At 32.4% G+C, this 21,922-nt stretch carries 14 protein-coding genes and 2 pseudogenes; all 16 read right to left on the minus strand.

Going from position 1 to position 21,922, the window contains the following annotated elements:
- Positions 1–167: 167 nt before the first annotated feature.
- Complete coding sequence (locus tag CCUN_RS09020; protein WP_027305331.1) at positions 168–1,154, minus strand: transaldolase; 987 nt, start codon at positions 1,152–1,154, stop codon at positions 168–170.
- Entirely contained in the window at positions 1,151–1,777 is a 627-nt protein-coding gene (gene serB, locus CCUN_RS09025) for a phosphoserine phosphatase SerB (protein WP_027305332.1), read from the minus strand. Before serB ends, CCUN_RS09020 begins: the two co-directional genes overlap by 4 nt.
- Positions 1,777–2,298, minus strand: coding sequence for a chemotaxis protein CheW (locus CCUN_RS09030; protein WP_027305333.1), 522 nt, complete (start codon positions 2,296–2,298; stop codon positions 1,777–1,779). Before CCUN_RS09030 ends, serB begins: the two co-directional genes overlap by 1 nt.
- Positions 2,299–2,301: 3 nt before the next feature.
- The gene (locus CCUN_RS09035) at positions 2,302–4,620 is read right to left on the minus strand and encodes a hybrid sensor histidine kinase/response regulator (RefSeq protein ID WP_027305334.1); all 2,319 of its coding nucleotides are present in this window, start codon (positions 4,618–4,620) and stop codon (positions 2,302–2,304) included.
- Between the two features lie 3 nt (positions 4,621–4,623).
- Positions 4,624–5,574, minus strand: coding sequence for a chemotaxis protein (locus CCUN_RS09040; protein ID WP_027305335.1), 951 nt, complete (start codon positions 5,572–5,574; stop codon positions 4,624–4,626).
- A pseudogene (locus CCUN_RS09045) lies at positions 5,567–6,305 on the minus strand (metallophosphoesterase). The gene CCUN_RS09040 and the pseudogene CCUN_RS09045 overlap by 8 nt, the downstream one beginning before the upstream one ends.
- A 3-nt stretch (positions 6,306–6,308) precedes the next feature.
- Complete coding sequence (gene greA / locus CCUN_RS09050) at positions 6,309–6,794, minus strand: transcription elongation factor GreA (protein ID WP_027305337.1); 486 nt, start codon at positions 6,792–6,794, stop codon at positions 6,309–6,311.
- A gap of 26 nt (positions 6,795–6,820) precedes the next feature.
- Entirely contained in the window at positions 6,821–8,074 is a 1,254-nt protein-coding gene (gene lpxB / locus CCUN_RS09055) for a lipid-A-disaccharide synthase (RefSeq protein ID WP_027305338.1), read from the minus strand.
- A 4-nt stretch (positions 8,075–8,078) separates the two neighbouring features.
- Positions 8,079–10,144 (minus strand): annotated as a pseudogene (locus CCUN_RS09065) (site-specific DNA-methyltransferase).
- The gene (locus CCUN_RS09070; RefSeq protein ID WP_027305339.1) at positions 10,144–13,059 is read right to left on the minus strand and encodes a restriction endonuclease; all 2,916 of its coding nucleotides are present in this window, start codon (positions 13,057–13,059) and stop codon (positions 10,144–10,146) included. Before CCUN_RS09070 ends, CCUN_RS09065 begins: the two are co-directional and overlap by 1 nt.
- A 157-nt stretch (positions 13,060–13,216) precedes the next feature.
- On the minus strand, positions 13,217–15,205 hold the full coding sequence (locus CCUN_RS09075; RefSeq protein ID WP_027305340.1) for a DUF1561 family protein: 1,989 nt from the start codon (positions 15,203–15,205) through the stop codon (positions 13,217–13,219).
- A gap of 697 nt (positions 15,206–15,902) precedes the next feature.
- Positions 15,903–17,171, minus strand: a complete 1,269-nt coding sequence (locus CCUN_RS09080) for a hypothetical protein (protein ID WP_125921783.1) — start codon at positions 17,169–17,171, stop codon at positions 15,903–15,905.
- Between the two features lies 1 nt (position 17,172).
- A complete protein-coding gene (locus CCUN_RS09085; protein WP_197548236.1) occupies positions 17,173–18,840 on the minus strand; it encodes an HsdM family class I SAM-dependent methyltransferase in 1,668 nt (555 codons plus the stop codon).
- 16 nt (positions 18,841–18,856) lie between these two features.
- A complete protein-coding gene (locus CCUN_RS09935; protein ID WP_197548238.1) occupies positions 18,857–19,270 on the minus strand; it encodes a hypothetical protein in 414 nt (137 codons plus the stop codon).
- Positions 19,271–19,412: 142 nt separating this feature from the next.
- Positions 19,413–19,976, minus strand: a complete 564-nt coding sequence (locus CCUN_RS09090) for a hypothetical protein (RefSeq protein ID WP_027305342.1) — start codon at positions 19,974–19,976, stop codon at positions 19,413–19,415.
- An 11-nt stretch (positions 19,977–19,987) separates the two neighbouring features.
- The gene (locus tag CCUN_RS09095; protein ID WP_027305343.1) at positions 19,988–21,367 is read right to left on the minus strand and encodes an AAA family ATPase; all 1,380 of its coding nucleotides are present in this window, start codon (positions 21,365–21,367) and stop codon (positions 19,988–19,990) included.
- Positions 21,368–21,922 lie beyond the last annotated feature (555 nt).

Raw genomic sequence — 21,922 nt, forward strand, 5'->3', positions numbered from 1 at the left:
GCTAGAAAATGATTTTATGTTTTTTGCAGATTTAAAAAAGTTTAATTTAAATTAGATGTTGTGAAATTTGCATTTTGAAAAGATTAAAACATTTGATTTAAAGCTTTGAGCTGATTGTTTTATTTTGAATAAATAATGCCCTCAAACCAAATTTACAATAAAATCAATCATAAAACCCTTAAAATTTCCTCAAAAGCTCTGCAAAATTGCTCCAAACCATCATCAAGTAAAATCTGACAAGCCTTTTCTCTTTCATCTTGGGAAATAATTTTGTTAAGTTCTGTATAAAGTTCAAAATTCATTAAAGGTTTTTTAAACTCAAAATCTTTTTGAAAAGCATGGATAGCATCGAGTGGAGCTGTATTGATAGAATTTTCAAAAAGCAATTCTTTAATATAATAATCCTTAGCTAAATCATCACCCTTAACCCCCGTACTTGCAAACAAAGCACGGATATTGGGCTCGTTATTTCTAATAATATTATTATAAGCTAAATTTGCATTTAAGATTCCTATGCGATTTTTTTCCAAAGCCTTAGAATTTAAAAGCCTATCAAAACGGCTCACAAATATACTTATAACCCCTTTAGGACTTCGAATTTTCTTTGCACAATCGGGGTTGAGTGAGATATTATTTTTACGAAAAGCTTTAAGTCCTTCATTGAGAGCCTCAAAACATTTTTGGCTTTGCTCAAGAGAAAAGACTAAAGTCGCATTCACATTGACTCCGATTTTCATCAACTCATACATAACCTCATAAGAAGCAGGAGTGGCAGGAATTTTTATCATCACATTTTCTCTTGCAATGGCTGTATAAAGCCTTTTAGCTTCTCCTAAACTCAAAGCTGTATTGTCATAAAATCTTGGGTCAATTTCAATGCTGATAAAACCATCATCATTGTTAAAAAATTTCAAAGCAAGTTTATCGGCTGCTTTTTGAATGTCTAAGACGGCTAGTTCTTCGTAAATTTCTTTGGCTTTTTTGCCTTTTAATCGACTGATTTTTTCTTTATACGAGGCTGAATTTAAAATCGCATTTTTAAAGATGCTCGGATTTGAAGTTGCACCATTGATTTTATTTTCAAGCAAAGTTAAAAATTCATTGTCTAAAAAGCTGTTTTCAATAAAATCACACCATAGAGAGAATTTTTTCATTTCAATACCTTTATAACTTCTTTTAGGTCCTTTGTATCAATGCAGACATTTGCTTTGCTTTTAAGAAGCTCTTTGGCACAAAAAGCGATTTTTAATCCGCTCTCTTCAAACATTGCTACATCATTTGCCCCGTCTCCAACACACATCACCTCATCGTTCTTTAAATTGAGGAGCTTTTTAAGTTTTTGCAACATTAAACCCTTAGAATTTAAAAACATCATTTCACCGCCTACAAGCCCTGTGAGTTTAGAATCTTTATAATGTAAAAAATTTGCAAAACCTAAAGAGATACCTAGTTTTTCCATAGCTGGATTAATCCCTTCATAAAAACCTCCGCTAAAAACAACACTTAAAATATTCTTAGATTTTAAAAATTCTACGAGTTCAAAGCTTCCTTGCATTAAAGGTAAGCTCCTGCCTACTTCTAATGCTTTTTCATAGGGCATTCCTTTGAGTAAAGAAACCCTTTTGTTTAAACTTTCAAAAAAATCAAGCTTTCCATTCATAGCCTCATGGGTGATTTTTTTAACCTCATCACCCATATTATAGGCATCTGCTAGTATATCTATGGTTTCGCCATCCATTAAGGTAGAGTCAAAATCAAAAACACAAAGTTTTATCATCAAAATTCACGCTTAAGTAAAGCTTCCACCTTTAAAATTGTTAAGATACTATCATCTCTTTTACCTATGCCATAAATCATACCTTTATCTTTTATCAAAGTTTCAGGTGGCGGGTCAATTCTGCTCCTATGAATTTTAATGGCTTCTGTAAGAGAATCTATAACAAAACCAGCATTTCCACCGACTCCATTTCCATTGTTTTCACCTCTTAAAACTATATATCTTGTTTGAGGCGTCATTTTAGACTTTCCTAAATGGAATCTTTGAGCCAAATCAATAAGAGGCATAACATTACCTCTCATATTAAACACTCCTAAAACATAATCAGGGACGCTAGGAACTCTAGTATATTCAATCGGCTTAATAATCTCTTGGATATTAAGGATTGGAATCGCATACTCTTCTTCTCCTACGATAAAACCTACTAACTGAATGATATCGTCATCGTCTTGATCTGCTTCAGGACCAGCTAATTGAGTTTGCTGTTTCTTAAAAATATTTTCTAATTTTTCATTACTCATATCTTATCCTAGTTTTAAATTCTTGCGGACTACATTTTCCAAGTATTCTGAAGAATAAGGTTTGGTGACATAATCCGTCATTCCTACTTCAACGCCTCTTAAACGATCGGTTTTACTCGTTCTTGAAGTAACTGCAATAAGCGGAAGATTGCGGTATTTAGAATATTTTCTAATTTCACTCGCTAAGGTATATCCGTCCATTCTTGGCATTTCAATATCAATAAGCATCACATCAATATCATGCTCACCGGATTTAACGATATTGAGTGCTTCAACCCCATTCGTCGCTTCAATCACAGTTACCCCAATAGGTTCTAAAGCTTTTTGCATTATACCTCTATCCATCTTTGAATCATCAACGATTAATACCTTATAATCGCTTGGCTTTTCTTTTGGTTTTTTCGTATTTGATTCAAGTTGTGCTTTAATATCCACTTTGATTTCTTTTGCCATATCCATCATAGAGCCCACATCAATAATAAGCGTAACCCTACCATCACCACGAATCGTAGCTCCTGCTATACCTTGAATATTTTGCAAATAATCGCCCATAGATTTAATAACAATCTCCTCTTGTCCCACCAGAGTATCGACGATGATTCCAAGCTTTGATTCTGCAACCCCTATAACAACCACATAGGTTTGCTCACTGCTTTCAAGCACTTGCTTAACACCAAAAACATCTGAAAGGCAGACAAGAGAAAGCACTTCATCTCTTAAACGCAATACATTTTTACCTTCTATAGTATAAATATCATCAATCGGCACTCTAACGGTTTCAAGAACAGAAGCAAGCGGAATGGCATAAAATTCCTCTTGAGTCCCAACAAGTAAAGATTGAATGATGGCTAAAGTGAGCGGAATTTTAAGTTTAAACGAACTTCCTTGTCCAAGCTCACTATCGATTTCAATCACACCATTGAGTTTTTCAATATTTGTTTTAACAACATCCATTCCAACGCCACGTCCAGAAACATTTGTAACTTTGGCTGCAGTTGAGAATCCCGGTTTAAAAATCAATGCAAAGGCTTCTTTATCTGTCATTTGCTCAGCTTCTTTTTCAGTGATGAGATTCTTTTCAACAGCTTTTGCTTTAAGTCCTACCGGGTCAAGTCCTTTTCCATCATCAGTAATTTCAACAACGATATGATTTCCCTCATTATAGGCTTTAAGCTCGACGACACCTTTTTCAGGCTTACCTGCTGCTACACGAGCTGCGGGATCTTCAACCCCATGGTCGCACGAATTTCTAATCATATGCATAATAGGGTCGCCAATTTCTTCAACGATAGATTTATCAAGTTCGGTTTCTTCACCACTTATTTCTAAATCTATTTGTTTTCCAAGCTCACGACTTAAATCACGCACAACTCTTGGGAATTTATTGAAAACTTTAGCAATAGGTTGCATCCTCGTTTTCATAACTGCTAATTGCACATCGGTTGTGATAATACTTAATTGACTAACGACTTGATTGAGTTCTTCAAGGAATTTTTCTCCCTCATATCTCTCTTCAACATCATCATAAATTTTAATCAAACGATTCTTTCCTAAAACAAGCTCACCGATAAGATTCATCAAATGATCAAGTCTTTTCACTTCAACGCGTATGGTCTGGTCTATAGAGCTTCCACTTCCAGTCGCTGGAACCTTTTTATCTCCGCCCCCTGCAGACGTTGCGGCAGGTTTAGCTGAATTTGGTTTTGGTGTAGCGGCTGGAGCCACTTGAGTAGCATTTTGTTTCTTTTGAGCTCTTCTTGCTTGATCTTCAGCTTTTCTAACCTTTAAAAGTCTTTCAATCTCTGCTTCGACTTCAGAATCACTAAGCTGATTCACATCAACTTCAGGCTCTTCCTCTTTAGGAGTTGGCACCTCTTCTTCTGGTGTTTCAGTTAAAGCTGGTGTAGAAGCTTGTGTTTCTAATGGTGCTTCGCCTTCTGAAATGGCTGTAAGTTTTGCACAAATTGGCTCTATATCCATACCGATAGCTGTGTCATTGCCATTATCGCGAATACAATTGAGTAAAGTTTTCATTTTATCAATGGATTCTAAAACGACATCCATAATATCCGGATTGATTTTCAAATCCCCGTGTCTTGCTTTATTTAAAACATCTTCCATATGATGTGTCAATTTGGTTAAAACATCGAAATTTAAAAAGCTTGATGAACCTTTAACAGTATGTGCGACACGAAAAATTCTGTTTAATAATTCCAAATCTTCAGGATTGCTTTCAAGCTCCACTAAATCATGGTCGATTTGCTCAACTAGCTCAAAAGCTTCAACCAAAAAGTCTTCAAGTATTTCTTGCATATCTTCCATATTTTACCCCTTATTTTGGTGTTTTTTCAAAATACTAGAAACCTCACCAAAGAAATCACTTGCATTAAATTTAACCAAGTAAGCTTCTCCTCCGGCTTCTTGAACTCCTTTTTCGCTCATAAATTCATTTGATAAAGATGAATTAAAGATGATAGGAATTTCTTTAAATCTCGCATCTGCCTTAGCACGAGAAGCAAAATGAAAGCCATCCATTTGTGGCATTTCAACATCACTGATAATTATCCTTAAATTTTTATTAAGATTATCACCATAAAGTTGAGCAAGCTCCTCAAGCTTGTTAAGCCCTTCGACCCCGTCTTTAGCTTCCACAACTTGAAGTCCCATTTGTTGCACCATATCTTTAAGACGTTTTCTAGCAGTAACAGAATCATCTAAAATCAGTGCTGTCCCGCTGAATTTCTCAACTGACCCGATTTCCATTTCTGTTTTAGGTGTATAAATTCCTAAATCTTCGACCACGCTTTCAAGGTCTAAGATTAACAAAACCTCATCATTTTCTATACGCGTTACACCTGTGATTTTACCTTTATCTAAGGCTCCACTCCCTGAAGAAAAAGTTGCTGGCTCTATATCTTTCCAGTTAATACGACGAATTCTTTTTGCTTCGTGTATGATAAAACCTATAAGAATATTGCTAAATTCAGTAATAATAACCCTTGGTTTTAACATAGCATTTTCTGGCTCTGTGATTTGCATCCATTTTGCAAGATTAACCACCGGAATCACAACCCCACGAAGGTCAAATATCCCTTCGATATAATCAGGCACACCCGGAAGTTCAGTTAGGGTAGGAATTTTGATAATCTCTCTAACCTTAGAAACATTCACTCCATAAATTCCTTCATAAACCTTATCGCGTCCTTGCTTAAAGATACGAAAATCAACAAGCTCCATTTCATTTGAACCTGTTTTTATGACATTTTCATCAAACATTTTGACCCCTAAAGTTTGCATTGCAGAAATTTAATTTCTTGCCCAAATTCTACTACAAAAAAACTTTTCTCATATGCAAAACTAGCAAGATTAAAATATTTGATATTTTGCTCATTTAAAAAGAAATTTTGATGATAATGCCCCTCTACGACCCAAGCTCCCTTTGCTTCAAATTTTTCATATCTTTTTCTTGCCAAAAACTCGAAATTTTCCATTTTTACAAATATTTTTTTTTGTTTTTGTTTCTTTAAAATATTTTTAGAAATTGCATTAAAACTTATGAAATTTAAGGCATTTAAAAAGCATAATAAATAATGATTCCTCAATAATCCTAAAGCAAATTCTAAGAAAGGATTTAAAAAAATGTCCCCATGTGCAAGATAAAATTCACATTTTTTATCTTTACTTATATGCAAAACTAAAGGCTGTTTTTTAATATTAAAAACCTTAACTTTATTAAAAAAAACAGAGAGATTAAAATCATGATTGCCCTCAAAATAAAAAATTTCTATCTCCTCTGCAAGTTCCTCTAAAAGCTCTATATAAGGCTTTGCAAAGCTATGTGTTGCAGAAATTTCTGCAACGAGCAAATCAAAAATATCGCCCATTAAAAAAAGTTGCGGGGTTAGAATTTCTCTTTTTTTTAAGGCTTGTAAAAATTCCCAAAATCCTCTTCTCTCCTCATTTTCATGAGCATCAGCGATAAAAATTGCTTGATTTAAAATTTCCATAGCCTAAAATTCTAAAGGCTCATAGCTTATAGAAATGATTTCAAACTCACTTTCACCCTTTGGCAAACGCACTTTAAATTCATCGCCTTCTTTTTTACCCAGCATAGCCCTTGCAAGAGGTGAAGATATAGAAATATAACCTTTTTCTAAATTTCCTTCATTGATACCTACAAGAGTGTATTTGCTTTCTTTTTCGCTTTCAATATCCATAATCACAACGCTTGAACCAAATTTCACACTCTTATGCTCATAGCTTGAAGGGTCAATGACTTCAGCCCGAGCCAAAAGTCCGCTAAGTTCAGCGATACGACTTTCTATCAAGGCTTGTTTTTCCCTTGCAGCGTGGTATTCAGCATTTTCTTTTAAATCCCCATGACTTCTTGCAATATCAATCTCTTTGACAACTTCGGGACGCTCTTTGGTTTTAAGCCTTTCTAATTCGCTAGTGATTTTATCATAGCCAAATTGACTCATCGGTTCTTTTTGCATTGATGTTCCTTTATCAAATTTCATTTTTAAATTTCATGCAGTATTTTAGCTAAATTTTTTGCACTTCCAAACTTTAAATACTCTTTTAAAAAATCAAGTTTCATAAAAAAGCCCTTATAATCGTAGTTTAAATAGGCTCTAAACAGATTTTTTGCATTCACTTCTTCTTGTAAAAATTCAGGATTAAGTGCCTCTTTGTCTGCAAAATCACAAAAAATATTTGCTAAGCCTATGTGTTTGAGTTTGACAAAGAATTTTGCGATGAAAATATCAATTTTTTTTGCCTTATAAGCAAGGATAAAAGGAGTGCCAATAAGAGCTGCTTCCAAAGTCGCCGTGCCGCTACAAATGAAAGCAAAATCCGCGTTTTTAAGCACTTTAGGCGTATCACTTTGAATCACAAAGCCCTCAAGTTCTCCATAAATTTCAAGTTTTTTAAGATTAAAAGGAGGCACACAAAGAATCTTTTGTCCCTTGAAATTTTGACTTAATTCCCTAAAAACCGGCATTAAACGCGTAATTTCACTCTTTCTGGAGCCGGGCAAAAAGGCGATGGTTTTTTGCTCTTCTTTTTTTGCAAGGATTGCATTTTGAGTGTTTTTATCTTTAAATTCTTTAATCTCATCTAAAAGCGGATGTCCCACATAAACGCTTTTTGTGAAAAATTTTTCATCAAAGGGCAAAATAGAAGCAAGAATGTCAAAATGACTCTCAATCACAGGTATGCGTCCCTTTTTCCACGCCCAAACTTGAGGTAAGATATAATAAATCCTTGCTACCTTTGAACCCGCTTTTTTCAAAGCCTTTGCCAAAGGGATATTAAAAGCAGGAGAATCAATGCAAAGCACAGCATTTATAGGGGTTTGCAAGATTGTGCTTGTTTGTGATTCTTTAGATTTTTGTGATTCTTTGATTTCTTGTGTGGTTTTAGGGCTTTGCGATGTTGCAAATGAATTTGTTAATTTTTGCAAATTCTTTGCATTGCTTGATTCTTGCTTTTCTTGCACCAAATGCATTTCACTCTTTAAAAGCATTTGTGTTAGCTCTTTAATGGCTCTTTTTGCCTTAAAAATGAGGGGGATAATCTCTACAAATCCCATAGCAGAAAATTCGTGTGAGCTATAAAGTGGCTTGTTTTTAAGTTTAAATTCCTCGCACAAAGCTTCATCAAAAATGCCACAAAGCTCAAATTTTCCATATTCTTGTCTGTAAATTTTTAAAATTTCTTTTAAATGCAAATTCGCTGAAGGTTCTAAGGCACAAACAAAAAAGGTTTTCATGTTTTCAAACCACGCATTGAAGTCTTTCTTTTGCAAAGCTTTGCAGATTAAGCAGGTCTTCTAAGCTTATATCCTCATACATACTAAAAAAGATGTATGCGTTTGGGGTTTTTCTTAGATGTTCTAGGATTTCTTTTGTGCAGTGAATGAGGTAATAAGAATCCTCGCAGAAATAGAGCTCATTTTCAAAAACGATTTTTAAATCTTTATCCAAAGTTTTGCCACTTTGTAGGGCTAAATTTCTTGCTTTATCAAGCGGAGTTAGGGTGTTTTGATAGACTAAATTTAAACATTCTTGTTCATTAGCAATAAGCTTTGTTTTATCCTCAAGTTTATAGACCTTAAAGCCTAAATCCGCATTTTCATTTACACATTTTTGTGCGATGTTTTGACTCGCCCTTTTGACACGTTCTATCGTTATATCGCTGATAAAAGGCTCTTTAGAATGAAGCTCATTCTTGCAAAAATCATAAGCACTTTTAGACTTTTTTGCGTCGATAGGCTCATCAATTTGGACAAGGATAAACTGCCTGTTGCCCCTATCCTCTGCATTAAGCTCCATAACCGCATGGGCACTCGTGCCACTTCCTGCAAAAAAATCCAAAATAATATCCGGTTGAGATTCTAAGCTATGAGACTGCATAGAATCCCCCCCCCCGCAGAAGTATTGTTGATTGCGTTGTTTGTGGAGATTTTTAGGAGATCTTGAATTAAAAAAACGGGTTTAGGAAAAGAAAATACATCTTTTTTTAAAATATTATTAAGATCATCTGTTCCATTTGAATATTGCGGTTTATACATAAAACTTTTTGGAACTCCGCTTGCATAAACCTGTAACATTTCTTGAGCACTAGGTCTCTTTTTTTGCTTAATGGAATTATCCCAAATTAGCTCTTCTTCTTTAATTAAAAATTCTGCTGTTTTATAAGATGCAGTCCATCTTAGTTTTTCATTATTTGAACTTAATGGTAGTAGAAATTTAAAGCCCATTTTTTCATATTTATTTTTCAAATTTTCCACAAAATCATCATCAAACTCTCTATTTACTTTATTAAAAATCTTTTCAAATTCATCTTTTTTTATAAGCTGTAGCTTATTATCTTTCACCAAAATAGGATAATACATAAAAGGTCTATCCTCTCTATAACGCCCTTGTCCTGTTTTACAAAATGTACTTAAAGTGTAAAAACCGAAAGAATCTTCATTTTTAAATTTATCGTCAATTTTCTCACCAAGAATATTTTCAATTTTGTTAAAACCGACTTCACCGAGAATAGTGCGATTTTTAGAGTAAATTAAAATTGTGTGCCCAACATTAGAAATAAAATTATCATTTGCTTTACCACTTAAATTATCCAAAATAAAAACACTATTAACAAAATTCTCCTCTCCAAAAATTTCATCACAGAGCAATTTTAAATTCGCTTGTTCATTGTCATCAATGCTGATAAAAATCACGCCATCATCTCTCAATAAATCTCTTGCGAGTTTCAATCGGGGCAGCATAAAACAAAGCCAAGCACTATGGGTTCTGCTTGCGGTGATATTGCGAAAGTATTGTAATGCTTCACTTTCTTTTTCCTCTCCACTCTCCTCATCAATTGTAAGATAGCCGAGTTCTTTAAGAATTTGATTGAAATCCTCTCTAAAATTATCCGGATAAATAAAAGTGTCGTTTTTTGTGTTGTAAGGCGGGTCGATATAAATCATTTTAACTTTTCCGCTATAACTTGCTTTAAGAAGTTTTAAAACATCAAGATTGTCGCCTCTAATGATAGCATTTTTAGAATTTTGTGGGTTATGACTTTGTGATTCTTCAAATTTGAGTTCTTTTTGACATGACGTGTTATAAAGAGCGTTTGCTAAGTTTTTGCCTGTGAAAGTGAGTTCGTATCCTTGCATGTTTGAGGGCTTCGTGCCTAAAAGTTCTTTGAGAACTTCAAAATTCACTGCTCCCTCGCTTATGGTTTGAGGGAAATGCGTTTTTAGCATATCAAATAAGGGGTTTTTACTCTCTTGTGTGTCAATGATTTTAATGCCCATTTTTTGGACTTGTTCTTTGTTTATCATCATATCTCCTCTGGTAAAATTTTATTTAAAACATCAATCAATGTTTGTTTGCTAAGCCTTGAGCTATAAACAATTCTAACCTTGTCTTTTAGGTGCTCTTGTAAGGCTTCAAAGAATTTTTTTGCGTATTGTATTTTAAAAGCCTCTTGCGTTCTCATATCACTTTCTTTTTCGTAGCCTTTGGTCTCGCAAATGAAAAACATCTTTTTTCCTTGTTCGTTTTCTAATAAATACGCAAAATCTGGCTCATAATTTTTGTAAGGTGTGGGAATGCTTAGCTTTGGTAATTTAGCAAAAACTTTAATGGTTGTGGTGTTGATTTTTGACGGGTCTTGAGTGATGACTGCTTTTTCTAATGTGCTGTCATAAACAGCCTTTTCGTAGAGATAATTTTCTAGCACGGACGCTTCTTTGTCTATAAAATGCCCTAATTTATAAGATTCTATCCATTCTTTTGGCTCTCCTTTTGAATCAAAAAGCAAATCCTCATTGCTTGCTTCTGTTTTAATGAATTGATAATTTACAGAGGAAATCATACTTTTATGCAATTCTTCTTGAATGAATTCTTGCAAATGTTTTAGGGCGGATTCTGGATTATTTTTGAAATTTTGTTTGTCGCAAACATTGTAAATTTTAAGAATAAAATTTAAAGGAAATTTATGCTTATTGGCAAATTCTATGAGATTTGCAGTGATTGTTTTCGTGAAATGTTCGCTAGAAAAGTCGTATTCTTTTAGTCCTTGTTCTTGGGTTAGGGTGAATTGTGCTGCTTCTGTTTGAGTTTGTGATTGCATAGAGATTTTTGATTTAGGAAGTTCTAAAGAATCAAAACGTGCTTTAATCGCTTCAATAAGCCCTTGAGTGTCAATGTCTTTATAGGTTAAAAGTGCCTTGTGATTGATATTTTGCCATAATTCTTTAAATTCTTTTGCTTTGTTGGGGCGAATTTTGATTCTATCCTTTTTAATGTTAGCATTGCTGACTTGCTCGTGTCTGTTTGTCGTCGGGCTAAAAGAGTTTAAAACTTCGTTGAATTTCTCCTTTAATAAATCCTTAAATTCTTGGTGATTTTTCAAAGCTTCATTAATAGGTGCTATGATTTTATAATTATTATTCTCTTCATCAAATTCTAAAGCTTTAAAATCCTCTAATAAATTTAACATTTTGCTCACTTGTCTTGCGTTTAATCCTAAAGATTCTAAATTCTCGTGGCTTAAGGTTTTGCCATTAAAACTAAAGCTTGATTGCAAAATCTCTTTTTGCAAAGCTTCAACAAATCCCGCTTCAGCTCCATTTAAAATCACATCAAGTTTGTTGATTTGATAAAATTCCTCTTCCTTGTAGCCTAAAAATTTTTGTGTGATTCTTTTACCCTCTTTATTCACACAAAGCCTTAAGCCTCTGCCGATTTGCTGATGTCTTGAAGTTTCACTGCTAGAACTTGCAAGTTTGGTTAGAGTGAAGATGTTAGGATTATCCCAACCCTCTTGCAAAGCCCACACGCTAAAAATAAAACGCAAAGGAGTGTCAAATGAGAGAAGTTTTTCTTTCGCTTCTAAAATCAATTTCACTCCTTGTGCCTCTTTTTCGTCATTGCTTCCTTTATCACCACTAAAATATCCCTCGCAAACCCTTAGTTGTCTCTCACTATCAAAATCTCTTAAGAGATAATTTCTATAATCTTCATTCAAATTTTCTTTAAGAATTTGCTCACGTTTTTGCTTATAAAGTCTTTCAAATTCCTTTTTAATCCAAGCTTCTTCACCGCGAAAATCTGATATATTTGGGATAAAATAAAGGCTTAAAGCCTTAATGCCTTGAGAAAATAAACGCCTTTCTTTTTCAAAATGTAAATCAAGGCTTGTGCTTAAAAGATTAGAAATTTGACTTTGATTTAATGTATAACTTTGCTTGTGAATTTCTAAAAAACTGCCATTGCTTAAAAATGCTTTTTGTCCTTTAAAATTTAGAATTTCTACACCATTATAAGAAGGATAATTTAAGGCTTGTCCTAAATCCTCTTTGCAAGATACTTCTTTAATGTATCCGATATTATCTAAATGATAAGAAAATAGGGCTTTTTTGTTTTTGGCTTCTATTTTTATCAATTTTGGTTCAAGATTATCCTCAAAAAGTGTATGCACTGATACTTTTTTGACAAGGTATTGATTGAAAGCTTGTATGCTATCAAGACAATACACGAGATTGCTAAGGCTGTGCGTTTTATCCGGGAAAGTGGCTCCAAAACGAAAATATAAATTTTGAATTTTAGAAAAGTATTGATGAAACGCTTCACCCTTAAGCAAATGCGGTTCATCAATAATGCTTATGGGCTTTAAAGCAATGATATTTTCAAAAATGCTTTTAGGTTTAAGTTCGCTTGGTTGATTAAGTTTAAAAAGTCCGCTTGGTTGATGTTCGCTTGATTGATTAAGAATATTCTTGTCTTTGTCTATGGCACTATTGGTTAAAATCAAGACGCTTAATTCATCGGTGTTTTTTATGTAGTGATTGATGATAGAAGATTGACTTTTGCTGTCGCTATAAAAATAGCTTTTAAGATGTTTTTTAAATTCATTATAAAAATAATCCTTTGTGAGTTCAATGTTTTGTTTAATGGATTCTAAAATGGCTTTTCTTGGGACGAAAATGATAAATTTGTTTTGTTTGTATTTTCTGTGCAACTCAAAAATGAGATTAAGATAGGTAAAGGTCTTTCCTGTGCCTGTTTCCATAAGAATATCAACATTAAATTTATCACTTAAGGTCTTAATGGGACAAGGATGATTGTTATAAAATTCCATAAAGCATTCTTTTAAGTTTGAAGTGCTAGGTTCTTTAAAATCAAAATTCTCAAGCAAAGCCATAATATGCTCAATGCATTCTTGCTGATATTCTTGTCTTTCAAAAATCATTTTAATCCTCTTTAGTATAAATTTCGCTCTCTTTGTAGAAAGTGATTTGATTTAAACATAACGTTTAAATCAAAAATTGCTTTTTTATAACCGCTAAAAATCAATCCTCATTCTACCATAAATATAAAAATCCTCAAAATTCACTCGGCATAGCTTTTTACCACTCACAACGTCCGCTGATGCATTGATTTAAAAGCTCGGGCAAAGGTATGAGAGCATTTCCTCTTCTATCCTCGCCATCGCCTGTGCAATTGCTTAAAGAAATAAGCTCTTCAAAGGGATTATGATGCACGCTTGAAATTTCAAACACACGCAAACTTGTAAGTCTTAAATAACTTCCTCCATAACGCGTAATTCGTTCTAATATCCCTGCAGTATTTTGCACAGGAATGAGCCTTGAACGATAACTATCTAGGGTTGAAAATCGTGTATTTGTAGGCATAATCACAACCCCTTCATTCAATCTCAAAGCAGGAACAGCATGACCGCTAAGCCTATTATTATGAGGATTACGAGCCCAAACTGCCATAAAGAAAACACTTCCAACAGGGCGATCTAACATAGCTTGCATAACATCTGTCATATCCCTTACCGTGTATCCATCTCCTAATATACTCCAATTATATTGTGGTAACATAGAAATACTGCTTGCTATGGCTCTATCTCCCTCACGGCGAAAGGCAGCAAAAATATCGGCAACAGGAATTTGTTCATAATAAGTAAAAATATCTGCTAAGGTATCGTGTAATAAACGATTTCTTGCACGAAAGGATTCAAAGGGACTGCGTCCCCTGTATGTATCAAAAAAATAGCCTCCTTGAGAACGTGGTTGATAGGGATTTTCTAAAAGCTCTGCAATCATTTGATAAGTATGCAACAAACAAATTCCACATATACCACTAGAATCTAAGCTTCCATCAGCCGTTGTCCCAATATCATACAACCTTCTCACCCATGCTTCACTTAAGACAAAATCACGAGGCAAAGGAGGATTAAGAGAGCTTTGATTTTGTTCATTAGTTGGCTCTGCAAAAGAAAGAAGAGCTTTGTTTTGTTGAGTGCTGTATCCTGGAGCAGGACAATTATGAAGGTTCTTGCCTATATTCGCATAGATGAATCGCATCCATTCTCTCATAGCTGCATCTGTTTCAAAATTTGAAGTCGGGCTGTTTGCTGTGTCTGTTTTGATGTATTCTTTATTTGCACTATAAGGCACACCCCAATGAATACCATATCTTGTGACTCTTAATACATTACCATCTTGATCTAAAAAAGCATAATGCTTATCATCTAAAGGCACAGGTTTAAAAAAGGCTCTGTTGTTTTTTGGTGGTTTTAAATCTGTGCATAAACCCCAAGTAATCCAATCCCATTGTTGCTTTCCTGTATTAGAATACATACAAGAGAGTGTGCCACTTAAAGAATCATAGGTCGCAATATGTCCGCTTGTTACATTATAATAAAGAGGAGTGGTGTTTTTAAGGGATTGATTGTTTGTAAGAAAATATCTCTCTTGTCCATCCTTATGCGTGAGAGTCCAAGAAATCGCAGTAACAAGACTTAAATTACCCGGTGTTGCAATAGTCTTTGCCCATTCTTGCATTGAAGGATGAAGCTTATGCGTGTAAAGTCCTCCTTCAAGGCGATTGACTGCATACAAAAAACTGCCATCATCTTTAATGCTATAGGATTCATCGGATGAATAAAACACACCTTCTTTGATTTTCCATTGTTGGCTCTTAAGATTTATCACGCAGGGTGAGAGGTATAAATAATCCTTTCCGCGTCTTTGCACAGCAACAGAATCAGGAGCTGTGATACACAACCAAGTGTCATTGATATTATAGGCTAAGCGTCCAAAAACATCATAACGAGCACTGCGGGCATTACTATCAGCACAATTGAGAATTCCTATATAAGAACCATATGCTGAACCTGCTGAAAAGGTCGGGATATAGCAAAGGGTGTAATTATCTTGTGTGGTGATTTTAATGGGAGTGTCTTTTGGAGTTTGGGCTAATTTTTGCACTTGAGGAGAAATTTGAGAGGAACTTTGTGCAAAGGCAGTATTTAAAAACAAGGCATAAAAGAGTGAGAGTGTAAAAAATTGAGCGATGAAATTCCTAAAAAATAAAAAATGATTCATAATTTTCCTTTATATTTTAATGTAAAATGAACAGATTCATTGTCTATTTTAGGAATCATTATAGCTTAATAAGTTTGCGAAAGGTTATCATTTTTAAAAAAATTAAATTCTTGTGCTGTTTTTTCTTTTTGAATTTTTATTGAAGTTAAATTTTTATTGTATTCTTTAAAGATATTTTTTTAAAAAACCTTATGAATTCTGTTTTATTTTTATCAAAGACCAGTGGCTTAATTTTCTATCATACATTTAAAAATCTCCTCCACACTTGTTCTCACATAAGGCTTTAACTCTTTGAAGAGATTTTTTCCGTCTCTATTGTAATAAAACAAACGCACTTTTATCTTGTCTTTTTCAAAATTTGCACAAGAGGTTTTAAAGACAGATTCAAAGCCCTCTGCTTTATCTCTTGAATTTGATTCATGCTCTAAGCCCTTAGGGTCAAGGGATTTAAATTATAAATTCTATTTTAATCTCTTTATAAAAATATCTCAACGCCTTAAAAAGAGATTATTAGTTCTCTATCCTCAATGATGGTTTCAATAGCAGATTCAAGTAATGCTTTAAGATGTTTTATACTTTTATCAAGTTCATAAATGCCAGCACTTTTACAAAAATCTTCGTCTCTAATTGTAAAATTTGTTAAATCAAGTTTTTCATATTCAAGCTTTGCATGAGGATTGTGGTATAAAAAAGCGATTTATTCTTGTAAATTTTTTGGAAAATTTGGAAAAGGTATTCGCAAAAAATGTTCTATTTTTAACTCTTTCATTTTAGAGCCAAGCGACAAAAAAGAGCAATATCTACGCATAAAATTTTGCATTAAAAAGCAAAGTATAAAAAGCATCTGTGTTTTTGGATATTTAATAATTCTATACATTCCTTGATTATGTTGTCCCATTCTTAAATCTTTAAATGAATAAAAAATACTCTTACCGCAATCCTTGCCTTGTCCGCGATTGATAAGCAAAATACAATCTTGTGTTATATTTGGATTTCCGAGAAAATTAATACGCTCTCTTTCTTTAATTGTCCCATAATCACTGCAATGACTAGGTGTAATCCATTGATAAGGCAAGAAATATTCTTTACCTATAAATCTTCTTGTAGGGGTGGCTCCGCTTTTTATATTATTTTCATTGATATAAAATATACCTCTATTATAATTTTTTATTAAAAAATCAATTTTTTTAAATTCCTCGCAATAAATTCCTGTATCTAATCTCCCTGATTCTTGAAGCTCTGCAAAAGTAGGGTAAGCATATTTAAAAACATTTGGCTTTTGATTCTCTAAAAGTTCCGACTCTATAAGTTTTAGAATTTTAGTATGCCGCTCTTTGATAAGTTTTTCTTTATAAATTATAGATTTTGCGAGAGTTTCTATAAATTCTATACTCTGCTTGGCATTAAAATTAGGGAAAGGAATTTTACATTCTAAAAAAAGTTGCCTCGCATGGCGGATAGTTGCACCCTTTGGCACGATAAAATCCAATTGTTCTCTAAAAATTCTGTGTTTTATCATTGCTAAGATATAATATTTATGATGTGCTAATGGAAGTTTATACATAGCCCCTGATAACATTGTATTTGGATAATCTTTTTCTAAAATTATCACTTCGCCTATATTGCTATCTTTTGAGATAATCACATCTCCTTCTTTTAAATCCATATTCACAAAGCTTTGTGGCAATATGCAAAGTAGGCTTTCATCTGTAATTTCTGGTAAAAAACTATACCTTTGCAATGCCTTTGCACGCATAAATTTAAAAGCTGAGTTTGGCACATAAGAGAGTGAGCCTACTTCTATGCCTAAATCGCTTCGCTCTAAATTTCTTATCAATAACTCTCCTAAAGTTTTAAAATTTTTATTTTTCATCAATAATTTTTTATAAGCATTGCTTGAAAGATTGCACCCGTTTTCTAAAATTTCTTTAGAACTTATCTCTCTTGGAATATCAACATAAGCCATTTTATTTTTCTTTGATAAATATATTTTGTAAAGTTTCTTCTTGCAAGGCACACCAAGATTTAAATTCATTTAAAGTTTGAGTAAAATCCTCGTTGAGTTTCGCCCTACCTTGTGAGTCAAGCTCTATCTCAAAGCTTTGAGGATTGATTTTATACACATTGACAAAAGTTTTTTGCCGATTGATTGTTTTGACTTCATAGCCTATATTTTCTATGTTTTTTATAAAGATACTATATCCTTGTTTTTTAAGCCTTTCTAACTCATCAATTTTGGGTTTATAAGCGACTATCATAGAAACATTCACGCCTGTTTCGGCAAAGGTATTAGCAGGTAAGTCAAAAATAGCTACAATCCGCATTTTTTTCATAAGCCATTCTCTTGTTTTTCCATGTGTATCAATACTCGCGATAGAATTGCTAAGCACAATACCAAAGCGTCCATTGTCTTTTAAGATTCTATATGCATTCTCCAAAAACACTACACCCAAATCTATTTTACCATTATAAAATTTCCAAGTTTCATAGCATTGTATAATCTTTCTTTCTTGCTCGTTTGTCGGAATAAAGGCTCGTTTTTCACCAAAAGGAGGATTTATCAATACAACATCAAATTTTTTAAGCTCTTTATCATCAGCTCTATTGTCCCAATTGCCATCTTTATTTAAACTAGAATCTAATTCTAAAATATTATTGTCTTTATCAAATTTATTTGCAATAGAGCCTAAATCTGATTTTTGTTCTAAAGTTGCATTGCCATCGCCGTTAAGAAGCATATTTAGTGTAGCTAAGCTTATCATTTGTTCATCAATGTCGATACCAAAAATATTATTGTCATCAAGTTTTGATTTAGAATTCACATAAGAAACAGAAAGAAAATCCGCAATACCAACAGTTGGGTCTATCACACTCTCGCCATTGCGTGGATTTACAACGCTCACTAAAAAATCAATCAATGGTAAAGGTGTAAGAAATTGTGCATTAGAATCTTTAGCAAAAGGTTGGGCAAAACGATGAAAAATGAGCTGATATAAATCACTTTTATAAGATTTTACAAAAGAATAATCCTGAAATTCTTTAACCACACAAATTAATACTTTAAGGTGGTTTTCATTTTTAAAATCCAGCTCTTTTGATTTGAGAATTTTGCGATAGTTTCCACTCGCATTTTCTATAAGAGTTTCTATTCTATTAATAAATTTTTGTATATTTTTATCAGATATTTTTTGATAATTCATCTCTTGTTCTAAAATATAAAACAATAAAGGCGTGTTGTGTTTTTCATCATAGATTTTCAAAGCAAGAATTTGGATAAGGATTAAATAACCCTTTTGATTAACTAAGCCCACTTTATCTAAAGCGTAAAGTATATTATACATTGCAAGATTAAGTGTCATTGAATGCAAACCTGAAATTGTATCTAGTTCCTCAATGGTTCTTTTATCTCGAAAAATAGGCTTAGGATATAAAAAGTTTTTTAAATGCTCAAAATCCGGTAGATTTAAATAAGGATCAGGTAAATGCAAACTCAAATCATCTGTTTTAGAGTCCTCACCTTTTTGATTAAATTCTTGAGAATAACGCAAAAATTTATTATTTTGTTTTTTAAATAAGTAAAGTCGTTCAGTATCATATAAAACACCCAGACAAAAAGAATTTTCGCTTTCTTTCATGTAAGCTTTAAGTTGTTTATCCCATACTTCTTTGATATTTTTTGAATCTTCTTTTTTTAAATTCTATCACAACTAAAATATGCTCTTTAAGCCATTGTAGAGCTTCCATATTATTATGTAAATGATAGTCCTCATATTGACCAAACCAAGCTTTATCATCAAAAATCACTGCATCAATTTTAAGAGGAGCGGAGTTTTTATTGCCCTTAGAAAAATGAAGCTCTGTGCCGATATAATCTTTAGAAAATAATTTAGAATCCACAATACTAAAAAGAAATTGCCATTTATAATATTGTTCATTTTTGCTACCATCGCGATTAATTAATTTCACTTCTTTATTGTGTGTTAAATGTTCTGGTAAAAATATATTAAAAAAATCTCTATGAGCATTTTGTTTGTCAAATTTATTTTTACTTTCTACAAAACTCATTATTCTCTCCTTTATCCAGCTTTAACTCAAACAATTTTCATTTTAAGTATATAAATAATGATACTAAATTTTGCAATGCGTTTATGACAACTTTGATTTTGACGTATCTTGCAATTTCAACTTTACATTCATTAAACTACACTCAAATGCTAAAAAATTTATAAATATCATTGACTAGTGCATTACCTTTTAAATCCATTTTGATAGTTTTAAATTTCAAAACGTTTTGACTTGAAGCAAAAGTTAGAGTTTTTTGTGGATTTGAAGCAGGATAAATACAGAAGTATTTTGCATAATCTAGTGAAATTTCAAAGCTTTCATCAAAATATTGTCTATAATTTTTATACAAATATTCTAAAAATATTTTGGAACTATTGATTTGTTCTAAAGCCTTTTTGCAATTTTTTTCGCTTATGCTTGACTTCATTTCACAAAAAAATATATGTAAATTTTGATTCTTGCATATTAAAACAATAAAATCACAGCTTTCTAGTTTAGCTTTTTTCTCAAATAAATTTTGAATAGCCGGACAATTTGCATCTTGATGAATGATTAAAACATCATCATTATTTCCTTTTTTAAAAGATATATTTTTAATGATACTTGATTCTTCTTTTTCACTGATGCATAAGTGTCCATTTTTCTCTTTTGCTTTTAGGCTATGATGAATAGAAATTTTAAAAGCGGACAATTTTTTATTTGTCATTGCTCTTCCTTTTATTTTCGCATAAGCTCTTCAAAAATCAATCCTTGATTCTCATTTTGTGAATCTATAGGCTCATCAAAGGTTTTTATAAAAATACCTTGCTCCTTCTTGATATCCACCTTTTTTAAAGTATTTTTACCCTTAATATTCTCTGCTAAATATGCCTTAACTTTTGAGTCTTCTAAAGCGTATTCTTGGCTGTATCCTCGTTTTTTTAGCCGTTGAATTTGACTTTGTGAAAGATTTTTTAACATAATGCAATTGCTAAGCTCTCGCACAATATAATCGCTATGCGTGGTAATAAACACCTTAATTCCCGCATTAACAAGCAAAACAAGCAATCTTGCAATGAGAATTTGATTTTTAGGATGGAGATTGAGTTCAGGCTCATCTATCATTAGGATATCATTTTTTTGAGCTTCATGAAAAATATAATAATTTAATATTAACAAAGAGCGCACTGAACTAGAAGCTATTTCAATATTATAAGCTTTTCTAGAACCCTTAGGTTGAAACAAGATTCCAGAATCTGTTGCTTTATATTTTCCTCCAACAATCTTGCCTAAAATTTCAAAGAGTATTTTATATTCATCTTTATTCTCCCTAAAAATACTTTCTTGTTTTGATATTGATTTTATTTCCCTAATAAAATCAATATTATCTCTTACGGGTTTAGGGTAAAGTTGTTTTTTTCTGTCTAATGTTTTCTCTATTTCAAAAAATCCAATATTTTCTTCTTTGAGCATTTTTTGCATTGTTTCTAACTTTGCTATTTTATAGAAATCTAACTCCTCTTGAAATATAGATGCTCCCGTTCTTTCAACGCTTAAAATAAAATTTCTCATAAATATTATCTTGAGTATCGCATCAAAAAAATAATCGAGATACTCATCAAAGTTTTCTTTGTTTAAACTAGAAAAACTTAATCCATCATCATAAATAGTATGTTGTATTGTTCTTTTATATCTTCTATTTAAATTGTCATCCTCTAAATATCGTTGAACGGCATATTTTATATTTTCTAAAGAAATCTCAAATTTTACATTAAATTCTGCATCCAAGAAATCCTCTCTCTTCCCTGCCATAGTTTGGAATAATATACGATTAGAATATATCTTTGTTTTCTCTTGCACATATCCTTCCAGCCTTTTTTTTATCTCTTCATACGAAAGTTTAGTTTCATTTTTGACTTGTTCCATACTATCAAAAACACTCCCTTTCATCTTTAGCAATACATTTCTACGAATAGTCCTCATAAAATCCAAATACCCATATAAACTATAGGTTGCATAAGTTTTACCTGTGTTGTTTTCACCACAAATAAGCGTTAGATCTCCCACTTCAAATTCTGCCTCATCGAGCATCCCAATCTTTTTTATAGAAACTTTCATCAATTACCCTCTTGTAAGCATATATAAAAAATTTTACCATATTTTTTTTAATTTACTCCCACCATATCAAATTAAGTTTTGTCAATTTGTATAAGTCTAGATTGCTCAGAAAAACAAATTCACCATTATAAAGTGTCTTGCCCTATTCTATAAATCTTATCAAGTGCGATTATGCCTTAAAGTTTATTTTAATTATTTTTGAGCAATTTAAAAAATCTATTAAATCTAAATTTATCACTGCCACATTAAAAGATACGAGTAAATTTATCATCAGCAGTCAAATCAAACGTAAAAATATAATCAACATCTTTAATTTTATTCATAATGTTATCGCCATATCACCTAAAAATAACATATCAAAAATATTTTTGTTAAATTTGTGTAGTAAAACACTTATCTTTTTTGGCATTGTTCATTTTAATGTCTCGCATTTTTTATATCCTCCCACTTACCTAAAATTCTTTATTCTCAAACAACAATTTAGATTATATGACCAGATAAACCAAATTTGTATTAAATCCAAATGATTTTTTATTAAGTATTTTTACAGCTAAA

This window comes from Campylobacter cuniculorum DSM 23162 = LMG 24588, from assembly GCF_002104335.1.
Taxonomy (GTDB): Bacteria; Campylobacterota; Campylobacteria; order Campylobacterales; family Campylobacteraceae; genus Campylobacter_D; species Campylobacter_D cuniculorum.